This window comes from Bacillus sp. AR13-1 (assembly GCF_008042285.1).
GTDB classification, from domain to species: domain Bacteria; phylum Bacillota; class Bacilli; order Bacillales; family Bacillaceae_G; genus Bacillus_A; species Bacillus_A mycoides.
Genome location: NZ_QNUA01000021.1, coordinates 1 through 19,108 on the forward strand (window position 1 = coordinate 1; position 19,108 = coordinate 19,108).

The 19,108-nt window shown below is 33.0% G+C and carries 22 protein-coding genes and 1 pseudogene; 7 read left to right on the forward strand and 16 right to left on the reverse strand.

What is annotated here, in order from left to right; genetic code table 11:
• Positions 1-484: 484 nt before the first annotated feature.
• The 3 genes from hcp to DN408_RS16845 all read right to left on the reverse strand — a co-directional run bounded on the left by hcp (position 485) and on the right by DN408_RS16845 (position 3,703).
• The gene (gene hcp / locus DN408_RS16835) at positions 485-1,771 is read right to left on the reverse strand and encodes a hydroxylamine reductase (RefSeq protein WP_033734180.1); all 1,287 of its coding nucleotides are present in this window, start codon (positions 1,769-1,771) and stop codon (positions 485-487) included.
• Between the two features lie 733 nt (positions 1,772-2,504).
• Positions 2,505-3,278 (reverse strand): BcII family subclass B1 metallo-beta-lactamase, encoded by a 774-nt coding sequence (gene bla2, locus DN408_RS16840; RefSeq protein ID WP_078179271.1) that lies wholly within the window; start codon positions 3,276-3,278, stop codon positions 2,505-2,507.
• A gap of 143 nt (positions 3,279-3,421) precedes the next feature.
• Positions 3,422-3,703 carry a MazG nucleotide pyrophosphohydrolase domain-containing protein gene (locus DN408_RS16845; RefSeq protein WP_012261329.1) on the reverse strand — a complete coding sequence of 94 codons (282 nt, stop codon included), beginning with the start codon at positions 3,701-3,703 and terminating at the stop codon, positions 3,422-3,424.
• Between the two features lie 122 nt (positions 3,704-3,825).
• Between DN408_RS16845 and DN408_RS16850 the strand changes: the two genes are divergently transcribed.
• On the forward strand, positions 3,826-4,116 hold the full coding sequence (locus tag DN408_RS16850; RefSeq protein ID WP_002190266.1) for a DUF3784 domain-containing protein: 291 nt from the start codon (positions 3,826-3,828) through the stop codon (positions 4,114-4,116).
• A gap of 29 nt (positions 4,117-4,145) precedes the next feature.
• Here the strand turns inward: DN408_RS16850 and DN408_RS16855 are convergent, their stop codons facing one another.
• Positions 4,146-4,427, reverse strand: a complete 282-nt coding sequence (locus DN408_RS16855) for a hypothetical protein (RefSeq protein ID WP_002128376.1) — start codon at positions 4,425-4,427, stop codon at positions 4,146-4,148.
• Positions 4,428-4,707: 280 nt separating this feature from the next.
• On the opposite strand from DN408_RS16855, the gene DN408_RS16860 reads away from it, so the two are divergent.
• Both DN408_RS16860 and DN408_RS16865 read left to right on the forward strand, forming a co-directional pair.
• Complete coding sequence (locus DN408_RS16860; RefSeq protein ID WP_002087600.1) at positions 4,708-4,902, forward strand: hypothetical protein; 195 nt, start codon at positions 4,708-4,710, stop codon at positions 4,900-4,902.
• 110 nt (positions 4,903-5,012) lie between these two features.
• Positions 5,013-6,050 carry a serine hydrolase domain-containing protein gene (locus tag DN408_RS16865; protein ID WP_002185284.1) on the forward strand — a complete coding sequence of 346 codons (1,038 nt, stop codon included), beginning with the start codon at positions 5,013-5,015 and terminating at the stop codon, positions 6,048-6,050.
• A gap of 48 nt (positions 6,051-6,098) precedes the next feature.
• On the opposite strand, the gene DN408_RS16870 is transcribed toward DN408_RS16865, so the two are convergent.
• From DN408_RS16870 to yeiL, 5 genes and pseudogenes are all read right to left on the reverse strand, one after another.
• A complete protein-coding gene (locus tag DN408_RS16870; RefSeq protein WP_002087603.1) occupies positions 6,099-6,347 on the reverse strand; it encodes a hypothetical protein in 249 nt (82 codons plus the stop codon).
• A 296-nt stretch (positions 6,348-6,643) separates the two neighbouring features.
• A complete protein-coding gene (locus DN408_RS16875) occupies positions 6,644-7,678 on the reverse strand; it encodes a flavin-containing monooxygenase (protein ID WP_002128378.1) in 1,035 nt (344 codons plus the stop codon).
• 131 nt (positions 7,679-7,809) lie between these two features.
• Positions 7,810-7,987, reverse strand: a pseudogene (locus DN408_RS32510) (metallophosphoesterase family protein); the annotation flags it as partial.
• A gap of 42 nt (positions 7,988-8,029) precedes the next feature.
• Positions 8,030-8,383, reverse strand: a complete 354-nt coding sequence (locus DN408_RS16880; protein ID WP_002014124.1) for a glyoxalase superfamily protein — start codon at positions 8,381-8,383, stop codon at positions 8,030-8,032.
• Between the two features lie 13 nt (positions 8,384-8,396).
• On the reverse strand, positions 8,397-9,089 hold the full coding sequence (gene yeiL, locus DN408_RS16885; protein ID WP_002033401.1) for a transcriptional regulator YeiL: 693 nt from the start codon (positions 9,087-9,089) through the stop codon (positions 8,397-8,399).
• A 134-nt stretch (positions 9,090-9,223) separates the two neighbouring features.
• Between yeiL and DN408_RS16890 the strand changes: the two genes are divergently transcribed.
• From DN408_RS16890 to DN408_RS16900, 3 genes are all read left to right on the forward strand, one after another.
• Positions 9,224-9,646, forward strand: a complete 423-nt coding sequence (locus DN408_RS16890; RefSeq protein WP_002128381.1) for a DMT family transporter — start codon at positions 9,224-9,226, stop codon at positions 9,644-9,646.
• A gap of 13 nt (positions 9,647-9,659) precedes the next feature.
• Positions 9,660-10,124 carry a DMT family transporter gene (locus tag DN408_RS16895; RefSeq protein ID WP_002014128.1) on the forward strand — a complete coding sequence of 155 codons (465 nt, stop codon included), beginning with the start codon at positions 9,660-9,662 and terminating at the stop codon, positions 10,122-10,124.
• Positions 10,125-10,228: 104 nt separating this feature from the next.
• On the forward strand, positions 10,229-10,708 hold the full coding sequence (locus tag DN408_RS16900; RefSeq protein ID WP_002128384.1) for a hypothetical protein: 480 nt from the start codon (positions 10,229-10,231) through the stop codon (positions 10,706-10,708).
• A 41-nt stretch (positions 10,709-10,749) separates the two neighbouring features.
• On the opposite strand, the gene aiiA is transcribed toward DN408_RS16900, so the two are convergent.
• The 4 genes from aiiA to DN408_RS16920 all read right to left on the reverse strand — a co-directional run bounded on the left by aiiA (position 10,750) and on the right by DN408_RS16920 (position 13,666).
• Positions 10,750-11,502, reverse strand: coding sequence for a quorum-quenching N-acyl homoserine lactonase AiiA (gene aiiA / locus DN408_RS16905; RefSeq protein ID WP_002185272.1), 753 nt, complete (start codon positions 11,500-11,502; stop codon positions 10,750-10,752).
• Positions 11,503-11,924: 422 nt separating this feature from the next.
• A complete protein-coding gene (locus DN408_RS16910; RefSeq protein WP_002185271.1) occupies positions 11,925-12,797 on the reverse strand; it encodes a DUF4097 family beta strand repeat-containing protein in 873 nt (290 codons plus the stop codon).
• On the reverse strand, positions 12,787-13,350 hold the full coding sequence (locus DN408_RS16915) for an HAAS signaling domain-containing protein (protein WP_147740259.1): 564 nt from the start codon (positions 13,348-13,350) through the stop codon (positions 12,787-12,789). Before DN408_RS16915 ends, DN408_RS16910 begins: the two co-directional genes overlap by 11 nt.
• On the reverse strand, positions 13,337-13,666 hold the full coding sequence (locus tag DN408_RS16920; RefSeq protein WP_002165328.1) for a PadR family transcriptional regulator: 330 nt from the start codon (positions 13,664-13,666) through the stop codon (positions 13,337-13,339). The genes DN408_RS16915 and DN408_RS16920 overlap by 14 nt, the downstream gene beginning before the upstream one ends.
• Positions 13,667-13,973: 307 nt before the next feature.
• Between DN408_RS16920 and DN408_RS16925 the strand changes: the two genes are divergently transcribed.
• A complete protein-coding gene (locus tag DN408_RS16925) occupies positions 13,974-14,993 on the forward strand; it encodes a zinc-binding alcohol dehydrogenase family protein (protein WP_002128387.1) in 1,020 nt (339 codons plus the stop codon).
• A gap of 48 nt (positions 14,994-15,041) precedes the next feature.
• Here DN408_RS16925 and DN408_RS16930 read toward each other — a convergent pair whose 3' ends face one another.
• From DN408_RS16930 to DN408_RS16940, 3 genes are all read right to left on the reverse strand, one after another.
• On the reverse strand, positions 15,042-16,433 hold the full coding sequence (locus DN408_RS16930; RefSeq protein WP_002167898.1) for an amino acid permease: 1,392 nt from the start codon (positions 16,431-16,433) through the stop codon (positions 15,042-15,044).
• Positions 16,434-16,967: 534 nt separating this feature from the next.
• Positions 16,968-17,516 (reverse strand): hypothetical protein, encoded by a 549-nt coding sequence (locus DN408_RS16935; protein ID WP_002167897.1) that lies wholly within the window; start codon positions 17,514-17,516, stop codon positions 16,968-16,970.
• A gap of 137 nt (positions 17,517-17,653) precedes the next feature.
• Positions 17,654-18,853, reverse strand: coding sequence for a multidrug effflux MFS transporter (locus DN408_RS16940; protein ID WP_147740260.1), 1,200 nt, complete (start codon positions 18,851-18,853; stop codon positions 17,654-17,656).
• Between the last annotated feature and the right edge of the window lie 255 nt (positions 18,854-19,108).

A 19,108-nucleotide genomic window follows, 5' to 3' on the forward strand; every position in this document is an offset into this window, starting at 1 on the left:
TATTACTTATTACTTATTACAACTACATTGTATGACTAAGTAGATGGAATGTCAACTCGATTTTTAAATTTTTTCTTAAATCCGCTTTTGCCTATTGGATACTGAATATATTTTTAAAAACTACGCTATTCAGTATTACTCATTACCACTACATTGTATGACTATGTAGATAGAATGTCAACTCGATTTTTAAATTTTTTCTTAAATCCGCTATTATCTATTGGATACTGCCTATTTTCTTCTTAAGAAATCTCACCACATACCTATCCAGCTAAGAAAAGGAAATACCCAAAACAAAAATTCCGCATTTTTATTTTGGGCGTTATAATATTCCGAAGTTAATGAATGTGGATAGCTCTCCTTATTAAAAAGACGGATCATTCTTTTGTTCTTCTACTAATGCACCTGTGCATCTAATACATGAGCTTGCGAATACATACAAACTCTTTATAAAGTCAACTCTACATATAGGACATCCTTTTTGTTACGATAACATCATATTCATGTCTTCTGCTGCGGTTGTAATTAGTTTTAAACCGAATGTCTCTTGTAATACATCAAGCACGCCAGGTGAAACAAATTCAGGCGCCTTTGGACCAATGCGAATATCTTGAATTCCAAGACTAAATAGCCCAAGTAAAATAGCAACCGCTTTTTGTTCAAACCATGATAAGACAATACTTACTGGCAATTCATTCACTTCACATTGGAAAGCATCTGCTAAAGCGGCCGCTATTTTCACTGTAGAAATTGAATTATTGCATTGTCCTAAATCAATGTAACGCGGAATCTCCGTACCAGGTACAACACCATAACTCACATCATTAAAACGGAATTTCCCGCAAGAAGTTGTTAAAATAACCGTTTCTGGCGGAAGCGACGTTGCTAATTCACGATAATATTCTCCGCCTTTTCCCGGAGCATCACAACCTGCGATGACAAAGAAACGCTTAATCTTTCCTTCTTTTACTGCATTAATAATTTCCGGAGCTAATGATAATACTGTATTATGATGAAACCCTGTTACTAACTGCTCATCCGACTCCATATGTACTTCTGGAAGTTCAAGCGCTTTTTGAATCAATGGTGCAAAATCATCATTTTCAATTTTTTGTACACCCTCTAAACCTGCAATATCATATGAAAAGAATCGATCAGAGTATGATCCTTTAATTGGCATAACACAGTTCGTTGTAGCTAATATGGCACCTATAAATTTTTCGAAAAGGCGTCGTTGATCATACCATGCCTTACCAATGTTTCCTTTTAAATGTTTATATTTTTTCAGTTGTGGATATCCGTGTGCTGGTAGCATTTCAGAATGCGTATAAATGTTAATTTCTTTTCCTTCTGTTTGCTTTAATAACTCTTCTAATGCAAATAAATTATGACCAGTAACTACAATTGCCTTACCTTCTACATGGTTCTGCGTAATTTGAACAGGCTCCGGAACACCAAAGTGATTCGTATGTGCCTCATCTAATAACTCCATTACTCGTAAAGCCGATTTCCCTACTTTCATAGCCATATCAATATGTTCTTGTTCATTAAAGTTAGAATTTGTTAATGTCATATATAGCGCTTCTTGAGTTGTAGCATCTACAAATGCATCTGTATACCCTAGCTGCGCAGCATGCGTACGATAAGCCGCTATTCCTTTTAATCCGAACACAATCGTATCTTGTAAACTTGCAATTGTTTCATTCTTACCACAAACACCCATCACTTTACATCCGCCTGTTGGCGTTTGTTCACATTGATAACAAAACATATCATCCCACCCTCTCCCAATCATTCGTTACAAATTAAGCATAATACCCATTGAGAAAAAGGGATGTGATATGAATCACAATAATATATATAAATTTGTGACAGTTCATATTGTTGACATAATATTTTTATTGACATCAAAAAAACATACAGAAAAATGGACAACTTTGTTGATGCTTTCAAATAGCTAGATAATTGATTTAGAGAACTATTAGCAACTAATAAGCATACAAAAACGCTATTCTATCATTCAACAGAAAGAATAGCGTTTTTTCATTTTGAAGAACTATCAATTTTTTGATTAAAGATTTTATAGGAAACCTCTTTATTTACAATACATTTACACCATCTTAACATTTTTTACATTATTTATATGATATATTTATATAGAAACTACTTAAGAAATTTCATGTACATTGTTATCTTTATGATCTCTTATTTAATTGATAAGAGGTCATGTTATATTTTTATAACAGGGGTGAATTAGGATGACTGAAACTTTAAAGACACTTATAATGCTTGATGTTACTTACGTTGTTATAGCAATTATGACGGTACTGGTATTTGTATATTTAGAATTAAAATCTCAGTAACATATTTAGGCGTAATCAATAGCTTCGGCATTTCAATATAGTTAAAAGAAAAAGAGGAGGAAATAGTTTTCTCCTCTCTTTTGTATTCCAAAAATTTCTTAAATCTACAATTCGCTTCATTATTACTTTATTTCTTGTTTCTTATTTCAACAAATTCAGTGTATGTAAAAGCAATCCTTTATCACCTATATCACCATGACCAGGTACTACTGAATTCGTATTTCCATATCGGTTCAATACATTCTCAATCGATATCGACCATTCATTTACATATGCATCAGCAACATTCCCTAAATCTTTAGCTTCCGCAGATTTCACTAAACAGCCTCCAGCTAAAATGTTGTATTGCGGTAACCATACGACAATATTATCTTCTGTATGCCCTTTCCCTGGATAGAACGTTTCTACTTTTATATTTCCAAACTTCATATTCGTAATTGTTTGTAAGTCTCCAAGTGGCTCTTCATATCCATTTTTCTTTGCTAGTTCCGCAGTTAATGCTGTACTATGCGCTTTAATGCCTCTTTCTTTCAACGTTTTTATCCCGCCAATTCGATCAGCATGCGCATGTGTAATAATGACATCCGTTACGCACTTCTGAAATTTCTTTTCTACCATCTCTATTAGTTCCTTCGTTAACTTATCATCCCAAGAAGAATCGACAAGCACTAACCCTTTAGAAGTGTTAAGAACTAGACCGTTCGAAGGAACTGCTACTCCATTAAAATAACCTAACTCAGTATGAACCCATACATTTTTGTTTAACTGAGAAATTGAAATAGTTCCTGTCTCATTCTTTATTACTTTTTGCTCTAGCTTTTGTTCCGCTTTCACAGAAGAAATTGTGCTAACAAATTGAATTGTTCCTAGTAAACTAACACATACCCCTACTTTTAATAATATATTCTTTTTCATTTTCTCCACCCCTTCTTTCAAACTAAATAGTTATTTCCTATATTAGACAATTCGTCTCAAATGTTTGTTCCATCTTTTTTTACATATTTTTCATACCATTAATAAAAAGCGCACAAAATTTTGTGCGCTTTTTAACCTTCCTTTTACCATTCACGTTTTTTATTAATCATCATTTTTTCTTCAAACGCCTTCTCTAAATCAATTTCTAACTTGTTTGCTAAATCACATACATTCCAAATTACATCAAACATTTCTAAACCAATCTCTCTTTTCGAATCTTGTATTTTATCACGCTTTAATATAACTTCCGCTAATTCACCTAATTCCGCCATCGCATACATCGTACGCTCTTCAATTGTTGTATCTTGAAATCCTTTTTCTTTACTGAAACTCGATACATATTGCTGGAATTCCGAAATATTCATATGTAATCTCCCTTCATCGTAAATATCTCATTTTTAATAAACTTAAAATCAAAAATGTATTTTGTTAAATTATAACATTCATACTATAATTTATTTATAGCCCTTTAACGGAGGTGTTCTCAATGACTCTCTTCGCTTCGCCATCATTATTCATACTAGCCATCATTTCATTTGCACTAGCTTATTTCATCGGAGTAAAACAATACACTTGGCTCTTATCAGGATTCAATGAACGCCGTGTACCTGACAAAGTGAAGTTATCAAAAATAGTTGGTCTTTATAATTTAATTGCTGGTGTTATTGCCACAATTGGCAGTGTCTTCATTACTCCTAATGTTAAAATTATATTTCCCATCATTATTATTGGCCACGTTATAATCGCTGCTTATGTAAATACACGTATGGTTCAGTAAAAAAAGACCATCCAATTGGATGATCTTTTTTATAACTTATCAACATATTGCTTCGCTTCTAACAATGAAAATCCAAAAGCCTCTCTTACTCTCTTAATTGCTGTAACTGTTTTTCCTTCTTCCACAAGCTGGCGTAATTCTTTATTAATTTCAGGTTCTCTATCTACAATTCCCATTTCTTTCGAAATTAATTGTAATCTATCTTCCATCCTCTTTAAACGCGTATCTGTTTTCTTTTCGATTTTATTTAATTTTTCAGCGAGATACATAAATCCAAAGGCCGCTATCGGTATGACAATCCAAAATTCCAAGACTGTTCCTCCTCACTAGCATTGTTTTATTTAAGTAATTTATGTAAATTTTACCACAGGACACATTTAATGTATAATAGTAATATACAACATTATTGATAAAGTGAAACTTTAATCAGTGGGGGTTTTGTTCGTCCCCCACTGATTATTAGTCTTCACCAATCGGGTGTTTACGGGCAGCCCGACTCCCACCTAACTTCTTTGCCCCAGTCGAATTTTGAGGTGGGAGTTTTACTGCCCGTTAATGCGGGATAAAACCTTTTATTTTAGGGGACACTTTATGAAGAGATTTTTTAAGACGTTACTACAATTTGTAGTTCTTTCAATTGCACTACATTTGTTATTTGATATAGTTGGTTGGCTTGTTTTCAATGCACCAATTAAAAACAAACAAATCTTTATTTCCTTTATAACAGCCTCATGGCTTATGTACATGTACAGAGATAAATTTTTTAAAGCATTTACTTCGAATTAACTTAAACTAAGAAAACACTTCATCGATAAAAGATGAAGTGTTTTCCTTTTCTCTCTATTTACTACTGTATAGTAAAGTTAATATTCTGTTTTTAAAAGAAAGGAGTCACTATGAACTTAAAAAGTAACAATATATATGAGAAAATGAACCAATATTCTGTTGCAGGGTTAAGCTTTGCCGTTATACGTGACGGTAAACTTGATGAAGCTACTGCTTTCGGAACACTTGAATCTGGAACAACTAGAACTGTCACTACGGATTCCATATTCAATTCTTGTTCTATTAGCAAATTCATCACTTCAATGCTTGTACTAACGTTATCAGATCAAGGAATCGTATATTTAGATGAAGACGTAAATGATAAACTCACATCTTGGAACATCCCTACCAATCTATTTACTTCACAGAAAAAAGTCACGCTGCGAAACTTATTAAGTCACCAATCTGGAATCATTGATCCTCCCAATAGTTTTGAACATTATAAGCTAGTGCAAGGAATACCTAAAATCCCTAAGCTCCTTGCTGGTAAAACATTATATTGCCCAGTACCTATAGAAGTAACTTATGCACCAGAAAGCCAATTCCACTACTCTGACGCAAATTTTTGTATTATCGAACTACTACTTGAAAATATAACTGGAAAACGATTTAACCTTTTACTTGAAGAATATATCTTTCAACCACTTCAACTGAAGAATAGTACGGTATTCCCTACTGAAGATATAAATAAATTAGATACATTTGCTTGTGGACATAATAAAGATGGCACCGTTACAAATGAGAAGTATCCATTTTATCCATTCGCAGCTGCTTCAGGCATTTGGACAACACCAACTGACTTATCAACTTTAATTATTGAAATCATTCAGTCCTTACAGGGAAATAGCAAACTGGAACTTTCTCAAAAAACAGTACAAGATATGATTTCTCCTCAAGGATGCACCAAATGGACTGGGTTAGGTGTTTTTCTAGAGTATTCTAATGAAGACTTACAAATTCATTCACTTGGCTGGGGTGTTGGATTTCAATGTATGATGGTATGTAATCCATACCGAGGTAATGGCGCTGTTATTATAACGAACTCGGATTTAGGTGTTCATCAAAAGGATGGGATTATTGGTGAGATTTTAAAAATGTTATCCTTATAATTAACGAAGTAAAACAAAGAAAGAAGCTGATTCTCCCAGCTTCTTTCTTTATATAACATTTTTCACCACAATTTTAATATGTTCTGGTGCGATAATTTCAGTTATACTTTCTTGGAAATCTTCATGCAGCAGTTCTTCAATATGCTCTAACTGCACTTCGACATGTGTGCATTCTAAATTATGTATGTTTAATAGTGCATAATGATCTTTCTTCTTAATTACTAAATATTGATTTTCTTCTGTTATGAGTACAGAACCTAATCGTATTCCTAGTAGACGTTGATCATCAAACTTCACAATTTTTTCCCCTTTCCAACTGCGAATGTAATTACTATACAAAAAACCTAATTTAAGGAAAAGAATCTTATATAGACTATATCATAATTTACTAAAATATAAATATCATATTTTCTTTCAATAGAAATCCCCGTTTTTTTATATATTTCGATACAAAAAACTTTCTCAACAAAAAATTACAATTTTCAGTTTTTTATTTCATGAAAATCTATTATACTAAAGCTAATAAACGTTTGAAATGTTTGACCTCTCCTAATTCATGTACATATGGATGATCAGTAGCTGTTGCTACTGATCTATTTTTTGATTTCAGAAAGCAAATACACCGCATCCTTTCCTACACCACAAATAAGCGCAGAACCCCTTTGAGATTGCCACGGCAGTCCAATATAATACAATCCTCTTACTGGACTCATTCCCTTTGTATGATTAGGCAATCCATTCATATTCACTGCCTTTTCTATTTCAATCCACTTATAATCTTGAACAAAACCAGTAGACCATATAATACTTTGTGCACTATACGTGCCACCATTCTGAAACATAATATTATTTCCTGATGCACTTACCACTTTTCCCTGTAGTTTTATTGCTCCACTACGAATAAGTTCCTTACCTTCAAAACCAAAAATGGGATCCTTTCGCTTCTGAAACCACCTTCCTCTCTTTGTATGTATTTCGGCATACAATAAACCCATTTTTTCTAACCAATTAAAAATGCTTTTTCTAAAAAGATATAACGGTAAAAAGGTTAACGGATGACTTATAGCCATTGTAACTTCATGAGTTTTTGCAAGTTCTACTGCTATTTGCATGCCTGAATTCCCACCACCTACTACAAGTACTTTTCCCTTTGGAATTTGTAATGGTGATTTATATTGTGATGAATGTATTTGAAAAATATGTGATGAAAGATGTTGTGAAAATGAGGGGATGAATGGTTGCTGAAAACCACCTGATGCGATAATAACTTTTTTCGATTGTAAAATTTCTGTAGGAGTGTGTAATTCAAATATTTCTTTCTCTTTTCTTATTTTTAAAACTTGAGTCTGTAATTGTACCGGCAATTGAAAATACCTTGCATATTCTTCTAAATAAATTGCAATTTCATCTTTACATGGAAATCCACTCCCTTCTCCTTTTAATATCATACCTGGTAAACTACTATATTCCCTTGGTGTGAAGAGCTGCAAAGAATCATAGCGGTCTCTCCAAGAATCGCCAATTCGGTTTCCCGCCTCAAGTAATAAGAAACTATATCCTTCCTGCTTCAAGTAGTATCCCATTGTTAATCCAGCTTGACCAGCTCCAACGATAATTATATCTTTCATTCCAATTCCTCCTTCTCACAAACACATGAATACATGTTCATATGTTCATACGTTTCCATAATCATAACATTTTATTTTTTTATAATTCAATATCTATCCAAAATAAAAAAGAGCAGTTCACTATAAAGTAAACTCCCCTTAATATGTATCATCTCGTTACTCATTAATATTTCAATTGTCCCCAAAGGATCTAACGGCCCATACACACTATCACCTAAATTTATTATCATTTCGAATATCTTTTAATACCGCCTTTAAAGCGTGACTATTCCCATTAATATCTGAAATCATCGCTATTTTTCTCTTCATTGTAACCCCTACTTTGATAAATTATTTATAACACCTCAATTTCTAAACCCTTTCCTCATAAAATGTAATTCTATTTGAGAACGGATCAATCACAGTTAATTCAATTGTATCCCAAGGTGTTCTCTCTATATCAGGTTTTGAATACGCATAATCTTTACTTGATAAAATAGCATAATAACTTTTTAAATCCTCTATTTTCACACGAATTGCACCGCCTGGTGAAGCATCCCCATGATGTTCAGATAGATGTATTACAGTATCATTTAACGAAATTTGCATATATAATGGCATATTTTCCTCATACCGATGTTCCCAATCCAGTTTAAACCCTAAAAAATTCAAGTAAAATAACTGAGCCTTTTCAATATCAAAAATTCTAAATATAGGTGTAATCATTTATAATACCCTCCTATTTATAAACATCCGCCGCCAATTCCCGCAAAACATCTACATTCATCACTTCAAAGCAACCATTATTTTTCTTTATAATTTCTTTATCACAAAAAACATTTAATGTACGTAATAAATGCCGATAACTCGTCCCTAACAATTCAGCTATTTCCGTTAAATTCCCACTAAACACAATTCTATTTCCGTGCTGAACCGCCCGTTCCCCTGCTGCTAACATGTAACTCGCAAGTCGATTTTCAAGTGGATACAGTAAATTAATTGTACTATTTTTTGAAAGTCGATTTAATTTATGGGCTAAAGAACCGCAAATACATCTTAAAAATTTCGCATCATGAAATAATTGGTTTCTCACTTTCCCTAAAGGTAGCCCAACACAATATGAGTCTGCCATAACTTGTACGTTTGAATTGATTCTTTGAGAGTGAATTAACTCTACATCTCCTAGCAACTGCAAACTGTCATAAAAACATAATAATACAGATTTCCCGTTACTTAATGTGTTAAACGCTTTCGCTTTTCCTTCAACAAAGAAATATAAATAATCTATCTCTTCGTTTTCTCTGCAAATGAACTCATTCTTTTTAAAAAATATAAGTTCCATATATGGTTTCATATCACTACTAAAAAATGAATCAATATTATTTTGTTTCATATACTCTGCTAATTTATTAGAATTACATACTTTCTTCATAGTCCCCCACCTTTACAACTCATCCCAATTGTAAACAAAATTTTCTTCTTTCACTATGACATATGTCATAGTAATACACAATTTCAGCATGATACAGTCATTACAAATATGAAATATAAAAAGGGGATATTACATTGTATAACTTTCTTTCTGTCTTTATTGGTGTCCTTATTGCCATTATGCTCCCATTGAATGGGATTTTATCTGAAATAATCGGTAATTATACAGCGAGTGTTGTCATTCATCTTGTCGGTTTAATAGCAGTTATTTTCGTTTTAATCCTTAACAAAAATAAAATCCATTTTGATAAAGGTATTCCACTTTTTTTATATAGCGCTGGGGCAATTGGAGTATTCACTGTTCTTTTTAATAATATAAGTTTCTCTGCTCTTGGTGCCTCTATTACGATTGCATTAAGCTTACTTGGTCAATCCATCGCTTCCATAGTTATTGATCATTTTGGTTTATTAGGAATGAAAGTTTCGAAGTTTGATAAGAAAAAATTAATTGGATTATTATTCATCTCTTCTGGAATTATAGTCATGACAATTTATTAATGGAGGCAAGAAAATGTTATATATTTGTATCGCTATTTTAGCTGGTGTTTCTATCGTTGTTGCTAGAATTATTAACGCGAATTTAGCAAAGGAAATTGGAAATTGGGAAGGCACATTTTTCAATTATATTACTGGATTATTTTTCTCCATGTTATTTTTAATTTTCAGTTCAGATTCGTTGTATATTTCTAGTCATACGTTACAATCCATACCTATCGCTGTATACTTAGGCGGATTAGTAGGCGTTATCGTCATCTCATTATCAAACTATATTACTCCTAAAATATCAGCATTTTATTTAACATTACTCATCTTTATCGGACAATTGTTTACGGGGACTATCATCGATTTCTTCCTGTCACACGAACTATCAACCGGAAAAATTATCGGTGGAATTCTCGTATTAATAGGGCTCACTTACAATTTACTCGTTGATCGCCCTATAAAAACCGTGAAGCATAACCACGTTCAACTATAATACTTTACGCTTACCTATCATATATTAATAGAAAAGCTCTTCACATGAAGCCATAGAGAGGAGAATACCCTATTAAGAAAATCATTTTATTGATAGGTAGCGCATTGATTGTTTTTGGAACCGTATGGTTTTTAAACTCTGGAAAATCTATTCAAGATCTCTATACAGCAAGTAAACCAAAGAAGAAAGCTACTATTATTTCAACTCAAAGAGACCCAAATGCACCTCCTGTTTTTTTAGGAAAGCAGGAAATAAAAGATATACATGTAGAGTCGCTTAAGACAAAAAAATCTATCTTCCTTACAAAAACAGATGAATTAAAAACATTCATTAACAGTATGGATACAGCAAAAAAAGGCGATTTAACGCTAGATGAAGAAGGTTCTGATTTAGTAGATTGTAACATGTGGATTACTTTCCAAGATGGAACTTATAAACAATATTTAATTTGGATAGTAGATAACAACAGTAGTGAAGTTATGATTGCCCATCAAAACACTCCTGATGACGTAGACCTTACTTATTATCAATTAAATGAAGGTAATTCAAAAAAAGTATATAACTTATTTAAAAAGGTTATTTAATAGAAAAAGTCATGAGCTACTAGGCCCATGACTTTTTCTATTTATATATATTCAGGGAACACTTTACAACTCTTTTCCTGCTCTATATCATGTCCAAAGAAAACAATTGGGTTCTCTTTCCTAACAACTTCTTTTAAACGTTTAATTGAAGATAAAGCTAATTCCGAATCAAATCCAGCGAACGGCACTTCATCTTCAAAATTTTCTTTCGTATAAGATGCATCAATCGTTAATAACACAGGACCGGATTTTTCTGTCTCAATTAATAGCGACTGATGCCCCGGAGTATGTCCTGGTGTATACAATAATTGAACTCCTGGTACGACTTCATAATCCCCTTCAATGATCTTGTAGTTTAAATTTGGCAAGATACATTCTTTCATATATTCTTCACTATGTTGTGCCGCCTCGTATTCAGCACGCTGCACAATAATCGGTGTATTTGTAAAAGCACCATTTCCTCCTGCATGATCAAAATGTAAGTGAGAACTAATAATATAAAGAAGGTCTTCCGGCTCATAACCAACGCGTTTTAAAATATTTACGATTCTATCTTCTTCCGTCATTTTCGGTAAAATCTGTCCTTCAACAAATGTACCGTTAAAAAGATCTTCGTTATTAACGGCACACTCTGGCATGCCTGTATCTACTAAAATAGGTCCTTCTTCAGTCTCCAAAAGATAACACCAAACCGGTAAGTCTAATAATTCCCCTGGTGTTAATGTACTGTTAACAGACGAATGATCCAACATACAACGACCTGCTGGGACGAAATAAAGCTTCTTTACTGTCATTATGTATCCACCTTTACAAATAATTTAAGATAAAACAATACTATATTTCGCTTATGAGAAATAAACTCCTTCTCACCTTTCATTATTTCAACTATTATCTTTTCAATTGTTCACAACTTTTCATTCCAAATCCAGTGATACTGGAAAGCCTATGCAGAAATCCAATCCTCCTTTAAGTATATAAGATAAAAGTATCACTTTTTCTTATAATAACACTTCCATTATCTGAAAACAGAATATATTTTATATTTTCAGATAATTAATTAAGTCGTCGAAACCAAGACGTTAAAACGAATTTTGGACATAAAATAACCGACTACCTACATGTTTAAAAAAAGGAGTCGGCTATTTTGCTTATTTATTATTGATTTGCATGCTCTTTATATGTGATGAGCGAAAATTCCCAAGATTAATATGCTACTTTAGTTTCCATGCTTTTTCACTGAAATACTTCCGTTATGTGTGTTTAATTTAATTTGATTTTCTCCCTTCCCAATAACTGCATTTCCATTATATTTATTCAGGATATTCGCTTTTCCATTGTCGACAGAGACATTAAATTGAACATTAGTTGGTTCTTTTTCAGTTTCAATATTAATCTTGCCATTGTGAGTCGTAAAATTGAGATTTCGATCAAGTTCATTTGTTTTAAGAGAAAGACTTCCGTTTTTAGATTGCCCTTCTAGTTCACCTTCAACATGATCTAGCATTATTCGTCCATTATTCGATTTCACATGAATATTTTGTGCCGTTATATCTTTAAAGTCCATACTTCCATTATTTGTTTCCGCATTAATTTTTTGCGAATTGATCTCTCTTAATTCAACACGCCCATTGCTTGTATTGATATCAAAATGCGTTGTATTTTGTTGTTTTGCAGAAACGTAACCATTGTTATTGGAAATTTTTAATGAATCATATTGTTTTTCAGGCAGATAGACATTTAATGTTAATGGGACCAATACTTCAGAAATGTTGAAGTTGAACCAAATCTGTTGTTTTTCTTTGTAAGAAATGAGAAGCGTTGAATCTTTTTCATCCGTAGCTAATGTTCTTTTTATGTTAGGATTAACTTCCCCATCTAATGTTACTTTCATGTTACTTTCTGTTGTAGGATTGATGTTAACACGCACGTTATTCGTATCGATAATGACGCTTGACACATTATTATTGTTAATGACCTTTTCTTCTGAAATTGGTACTGTGGCAATTGAACGATAAGTGAATAGACTTCCCACAATCCCAATAATGAAAATAATACCTGCAATGATTGAAAGTTTCTTTTTATTTATCATGCTTAAAACCACCTTTTACTAGTGCTATATTGAACTTTAAATAACGAACAAATCCATTCTTTGCTAACTTCGTTAAAGATAACATAGCGATTACAATGAAATATCCAAGTCCACAAAGTGCTAAAGAAACGAAAAGGTTAAAAAGTAAGAATGTATTTGGAGGCACAATGGTATCAACAATAACAAGCAGTGGTGAACACAAAAATGAGATTCCTAGAGTCCACCCTGAAAAAATCAATGCGGTTACTGCAATTGCAGGTCCAAGCACGATTACTAAATTGAAAAATCCTAATCCAATTACTGCCCAAATTGCCCGAAAAACATTCCCTGTTGTTGCACTCGCTGTTACTTTCTCAATATGATAACCTGCTAATAACTCTTTGGCGATTTGAGCTGGCGAACCTAATGAAGCTGTAATTTCTTCTTCAGTTTTTCCTTCCTCTAATCCGAAAGTAAAATGTTCTTCATAATCTTTTAAAATATCTGCACGTTCTTTTTCAGATAATCTTTTTAGAGATACGTTTAATTGTTGTAAAAATTTATCTTTCGTCATTACGTACACCTTCTTTTATTAATTGATTGACACCTTGTGAGAACTCATTCCATTCCTCCAAAAGTTGGTACAAATACGTTCTACCTTTATCCGTCAGTTTATAATACTTCCTTGAAGGCCCTTCTGAAGACTCCTGTAAATACGTTGTAAAATATTCTTCTTTAGTTAATCTACGAAGTAGAGGATAAACAGACCCTTCTGATATTTCAATTTGATTGGAAATACTTCGAACTAATTCATACCCATAACGGTCTTGCTTATCAAGTAAAACAAGAACACAAAGTTCTAAAACTCCTTTTTTAAATTGTACATTCAATATTCATTCACCCTATTCTAATTGGCATCTACTACTACTTATTGTTTAGTACTGTTTTATAATAAGTAACTACAAGTATAATATAACACTTGGTATTGTTCATTGCAAGGTACACTGGAAAAATAAGTATATATTTCATCCGACGCTTATAAAATCAAAACGATGGCTCCTCTCCATTTACAAAGTTCTAAATGAGGCTGAAACCAGCCTTTAACAAAATGGAAAGGACTCAACTTTTTTACATAATGACACTTTACCTACTATAATAAAAGAGAAAAAGACTCTTACTTTAATGGAGGGAATAAAAATGAAAGCAATTGGTTTACATGAATACTTACCTATTGAAGAAGAAAACAGTTTAATTGATATTGAAGTTGAAAGACCTGTTGCCACAGGAAGAGATATACTTGTAAAGATTAACGCTATTTCCGTTAATCCAGTTGATACAAAAGTTCGATCTCCGAAAGATAAAAAAGAAGATATAGCAAAAATACTTGGCTGGGATGCTAGCGGTGTTGTCGTGCAAACTGGCGATGGTTGTACGTTATTTAAAGAAGGCGATGAAGTGTTTTACGCTGGAAGCATTACAAGGCAAGGTACATACAGTGAATACCATTTAGTTGATGAAAGAATTGTTGGTAAAAAACCAAAAACGTTAAGTGATGCTGAATCTGCAGCACTTCCTTTAACAGCCATTACCGCATGGGAAGGTTTGTTTGAACGTTTAGGGATTGATTATAATAAGAAAGATGAAAATTCATTTAAAAACATTTTAATTATCGGCGGAGCTGGTGGTGTTGGCTCGATTGCTATTCAGTTAGCTAAATGGGCTGGACTAAACGTAATCGCAACCGCATCCCGCAACGAAACTATACACTGGGTGGAAAAATTCGGTGCCGATTATATAGTTAATCATCACCAACCTTTAAAAGATCAAATATTAGAATTTGGGCTAAAAGATGTAGATTATATCTTCTGCTTAAACAATACTGATCAGCATTGGCACGCGATGGGTGACATCATTAAACCACAAGGTAAAATTTGCTCTATCGTAGAAAATGAACACCCTCTTGAGATGGGAATTTTAAAAAGTAAAAGTGCTACATTCGTTTGGGAGTTTATGTTTACAAAAGCGATGTATGAAACTGGTGATATGAGTACGCAGCACGAACTATTAAATAAAGTAAGCGAACTATTAGATGAAGGCATTTTAAAGACTACATTAAATGAAACATTCACACCAATTAACGCTGAAAACGTAAAGAAAGCACATGCACAACTTGAAAGTGGGCGTACAATTGGAAAGATCGTTTTAGAGAAATTTTAATAATAAAAAGTCCGATTTCTAAACGGGAAATCGGACTTTTTACTATCTTTATTTACTTGAAATCTCTTGATCATTTTGAACATCTAACGGAGGTCGTTTCCCTATTCCGAAAGCATAGAAACTAATTGTGACGATAGCTAAGAAAACAATACCTACAACTAATGAAATACGCGTATCATCGTTAAACCACATTCCGATTAATACCATAATTAAAAAGGCAATTGTCAAATAGTTTGTAACAGGAGCAAATGGCATTTTGAATGGATGATCTTTCATCTCTGCTCCTTTTTCTTTTCTAAAATTAATTTGACTAATTAAAATGACAAACCATGGCACCATACCAGGAAGTACACTCGCACTATATACATATACGAATAAGTTTTTTGGTGCAATATAACTTAAAACAACACCAACCGCTAAACCGATAATTACACCAACTGTACCGAATAAAGGTACACCGTTATTAGAGATCTTCGTAAAGTATTTCGGTGCTTGTCCATTTACTCCTAGTGTATAAAGCATACGTCCAGCACTATAAATACCACTGTTACAACCAGACATTGCGGCTGTAATAACAACGAAGTTAATAAGTCCCGCAGCTGCCGTAATACCAACTTTCGCAAAAGTTGCTACGAACGGACTACCAATTGAACTTAATTGATCCCAAGGATAAACAGTTACAATAACGAAAATAGCACCAATATAGAAAATTAAAATACGCCAAATTGTACTTTGAATTGCTCTAGTAAGTGTCTTCTTCGGATCTTTCGCTTCACCAGCAGTAATCCCGATTAATTCCACACCTTGATACGCTCCAACTACAAGTGATAATGCAAAGAAGAATCCTGAAAAACCACCTGTAAAGAAACCGCCGTTTGCCCAAAGATTAGATATGCCAATCGCTTCTCCGCCGTTACCAATTCCAAAGAAAATAAGTCCAAATCCCGCAATAATCATTAATAGAATCGTAACGATTTTGATCATCGCAAACCAAAATTCAAATTCACCAAATGACTTAACCGAAATTAAGTTGGCCGCACCAAGAATAACCATCGCGATAATACCAGGTATCCAAGCCGGTAAATCCGGGAACCAATATTTCATATACGCTCCAACTGCGATAATCTCTGACATTCCAACAATAACCCACTGGAACCAGTTACTCCACGCTGTCATATAACCAGCTAATGGATGAATATATTTGTGACCAAATGTCGCAAATGAACCTGTGCTTGGCTCCATATACAACATTTCTCCCATGGCACGCATAATGAAGAAGATGAAAACACCTGCGATTGCATATGCAAGCATTACTGACGGACCTGTCCATTTAATCGTGCTGGCTGACCCCATAAACAAACCAACACCAATTGTTCCGCCTAAAGCAATCATTTGAATATGACGTGCTTCTAAACCTCGTTTCAATTCTTTGTTTGCCACTTCATTTCCCCCTCTTAGATGATTCATAGCCGCATTTAAAGTAAGATGGTGTACCCTAATTCCTTTCGGCCCTGAAAATGATGAAACAAACGTCATTTTAGACTAACTTTAAAGCTATCCTAAAATCTCATTTTGCCTCTTATAAAATTTTCCAAACCCCTCATCTTCCTATTTTCTATAAAATTTAAAATTGCTCACTTCATATTAATTCATTTATCTGAAAAGTTCAATTATTTTTTCAGTAAATTATTATATATTAGTTTGATTAATTTTTAACTAAATTAACAATAAAATACATCTATTCAATATGATTCCGGTATAAATATTATTACAATATAAATAACCGAGGAGATCCTATCTTCCTCGGTTTCATACCGCATATACTTCACTATTTATAGTTTGTACCGTAATTGCTTACACATGCGATTAACACCTCTCACATAAATTTAATATATTAGTAAAACAACAAAGTCACTAGCTTCTACATCTCTTATTTATCCCGTTCTCACAACTAAAAATTCTCTATCCCATCTCCTACTTTAAGAAAAATATAACTACACTTAAAACAATCAACAATACACCGGAAAGAGGAAAACTCTTCTCCTCAGCTTTTATCTTTTCCTTAATAATACCTTTAATTTTTGTCTTTATACCCTCTGGGCATTTTCTAAATAAAATATTAGTTGTATGTAATGGTCTATTCAATATTCGAATTTTAACAGGAGATCCTGATAAATATATATTATTTTTATCCAATGTAAATTCTATGTTCGCTTCGGTTAACCCGTCTTTCACTAATATATTCACTCGGCTAGAAGCTAGATTAAATACCGTATAATCGTTAAAAGCGAGCCCTCTAATCTCGAAATGTGAGTATATAAGAATAAAAGTTATCAGCAACAAACATAGTATCAATATGGTTTTTGTTAACGAAAGTTGCTCTAATACGTAGGAAGATGTTGTCATATAAGCACAAAAGAATGCCATTAAATTACAAAGATAGTGGTTTAAAATGAAAGTATTTCTTACAACTATAATAAGTCCGGAAATGATTAGTAGAGCGCATACTAGATTCATTAACATATTTTTACCCTCCCTAAAAACTATAACTATACAATTTTGTTATATTTTAACATTAATTATATATTCATACCTATAGTTATTTTCATAAAATATAAAAGAGTCTCATTAAAAAATGAGACTCTTTTACCATTTCATATTTAAATCGTTTTTGAAGTTTGTTTACCAAAAATAAACACTTTAGTAAATACCATCATGATAACTACTATAGCCAGAAAATAAAGCGGCATCACCATTAACGAGCCCGTATGAAGCTGACTCATTCCCCAAATTGTCATCGTTACAATTACATAGTAGCCTAAGCTAAACAATGCTCCAGCTGTACCAATGACATCTTGAAAATCTACTAATGCTAAACTTAAACAGTTAGGCAATGCTACCCCAATTCCTAATAGCAATATAAACATCGCTACTAAAAATCCAATCATATATATTATGTTTGGATTTGATCCAAATGAATTAATAACAGTTAAGAAGATAGCTCCTCCTGTCATTACAAGACAACCGATATATATAATTTTCTCTGGTTTATAAGTAGCAAGTAACCGCTTTGAAACTTTCGCCCCAATAATAGAAGCGGAAGCAACAACAATTCCTAGAAATCCGTACATACTAGGCGATAACTGAAAGTATTCAATAAAGATAAACGGCGCTTCTGCATAGTAGCTAAATAAAACACCATTCGCTCCTCCAATTATTAACCCATATGTTACTACTTTCGGATTTGTAATCAACCGTTTTAATACAGAAAATACATTTATTTTCTCCGTTACTGATTCCGTTTTTGTTTCCGGAAGAGAAACAAACGTATATAACAAAATCCCAACACTCATAACAACTAAACTTAAAAATACTATTTTAAATCCAAACATTTGATCAAGAAAGCCCCCAATTAGTGGACCTATCGCTGGTGTAAAAGCAATGACTGCCGAAATTTGAGCAAACATAACATGACGTTTATGCCCCTCTACACTTTCACGAAGAATCGTTTGTGTCACAACTGAACCAGCACTTGCTCCAAATGCTTGAATAAAACGACTAAACAATAAAAATTCAATAGAATTTGCAATATAGCATAAGAAACTTCCAGCGCCATATACTACAATTCCAAATAACATTGCTGGGCGACGACCAATTATATCTGATAACCATCCAATAAAAAATACACCTAAAGCAAATCCAGCAAAATAAACACTAAGCGTTAACTGTACCTCATTATTACTTACGTGCAACGCCTTTGAAATATCCGGTAAAGACGGTGTGTAAATTGTTTCACTAATTTGCGGAAATGCCACAAGAATAATCATTAACCAAAGTGATGGTACTGAGACTTTTTTCACTTTTAATACCCTCCTATAACTTTGAAAATCTCAGAAATGAATAGACTTTCCTTAGCTATGGAACAGGAGGGGCCATTATAGAAATTCGATCATAAAACAACAAAGAAAACACCTCAATTACGCATGTTAATACTTATAGGAGGGTAATATTAACATTGATTTTAAAATATAGTCTTTCAATTATATGATAGGTTGTGTTCATTTTCTAGTGTTCATAATCTGAATATTTGTTAGTAGACGAATATCCTTTCAATT

Bases quoted from the DNA above. Each gene is read 5' to 3' on its own strand.
- hcp (WP_033734180.1), bottom strand. From the start codon at position 1,771: ATGTTTTGTTATCAATGTGAACAAACGCCAACAGGCGGATGTAAAGTG.
- bla2 (WP_078179271.1), bottom strand. From the start codon at position 3,278: ATGAAAAAGAATATATTATTAAAAGTAGGGGTATGTGTTAGTTTACTA.
- DN408_RS16845 (WP_012261329.1), bottom strand. From the start codon at position 3,703: ATGAATATTTCGGAATTCCAGCAATATGTATCGAGTTTCAGTAAAGAA.
- DN408_RS16850 (WP_002190266.1), top strand. From the start codon at position 3,826: ATGACTCTCTTCGCTTCGCCATCATTATTCATACTAGCCATCATTTCA.
- DN408_RS16860 (WP_002087600.1), top strand. From the start codon at position 4,708: ATGAAGAGATTTTTTAAGACGTTACTACAATTTGTAGTTCTTTCAATT.
- DN408_RS16865 (WP_002185284.1), top strand. From the start codon at position 5,013: ATGAACTTAAAAAGTAACAATATATATGAGAAAATGAACCAATATTCT.
- DN408_RS16875 (WP_002128378.1), bottom strand. From the start codon at position 7,678: ATGAAAGATATAATTATCGTTGGAGCTGGTCAAGCTGGATTAACAATG.
- DN408_RS16880 (WP_002014124.1), bottom strand. From the start codon at position 8,383: ATGATTACACCTATATTTAGAATTTTTGATATTGAAAAGGCTCAGTTA.
- yeiL (WP_002033401.1), bottom strand. From the start codon at position 9,089: ATGAAGAAAGTATGTAATTCTAATAAATTAGCAGAGTATATGAAACAA.
- DN408_RS16895 (WP_002014128.1), top strand. From the start codon at position 9,660: ATGTTATATATTTGTATCGCTATTTTAGCTGGTGTTTCTATCGTTGTT.
- aiiA (WP_002185272.1), bottom strand. From the start codon at position 11,502: ATGACAGTAAAGAAGCTTTATTTCGTCCCAGCAGGTCGTTGTATGTTG.
- DN408_RS16910 (WP_002185271.1), bottom strand. From the start codon at position 12,797: ATGATAAATAAAAAGAAACTTTCAATCATTGCAGGTATTATTTTCATT.
- DN408_RS16915 (WP_147740259.1), bottom strand. From the start codon at position 13,350: ATGACGAAAGATAAATTTTTACAACAATTAAACGTATCTCTAAAAAGA.
- DN408_RS16925 (WP_002128387.1), top strand. From the start codon at position 13,974: ATGAAAGCAATTGGTTTACATGAATACTTACCTATTGAAGAAGAAAAC.
- DN408_RS16935 (WP_002167897.1), bottom strand. From the start codon at position 17,516: ATGTTAATGAATCTAGTATGCGCTCTACTAATCATTTCCGGACTTATT.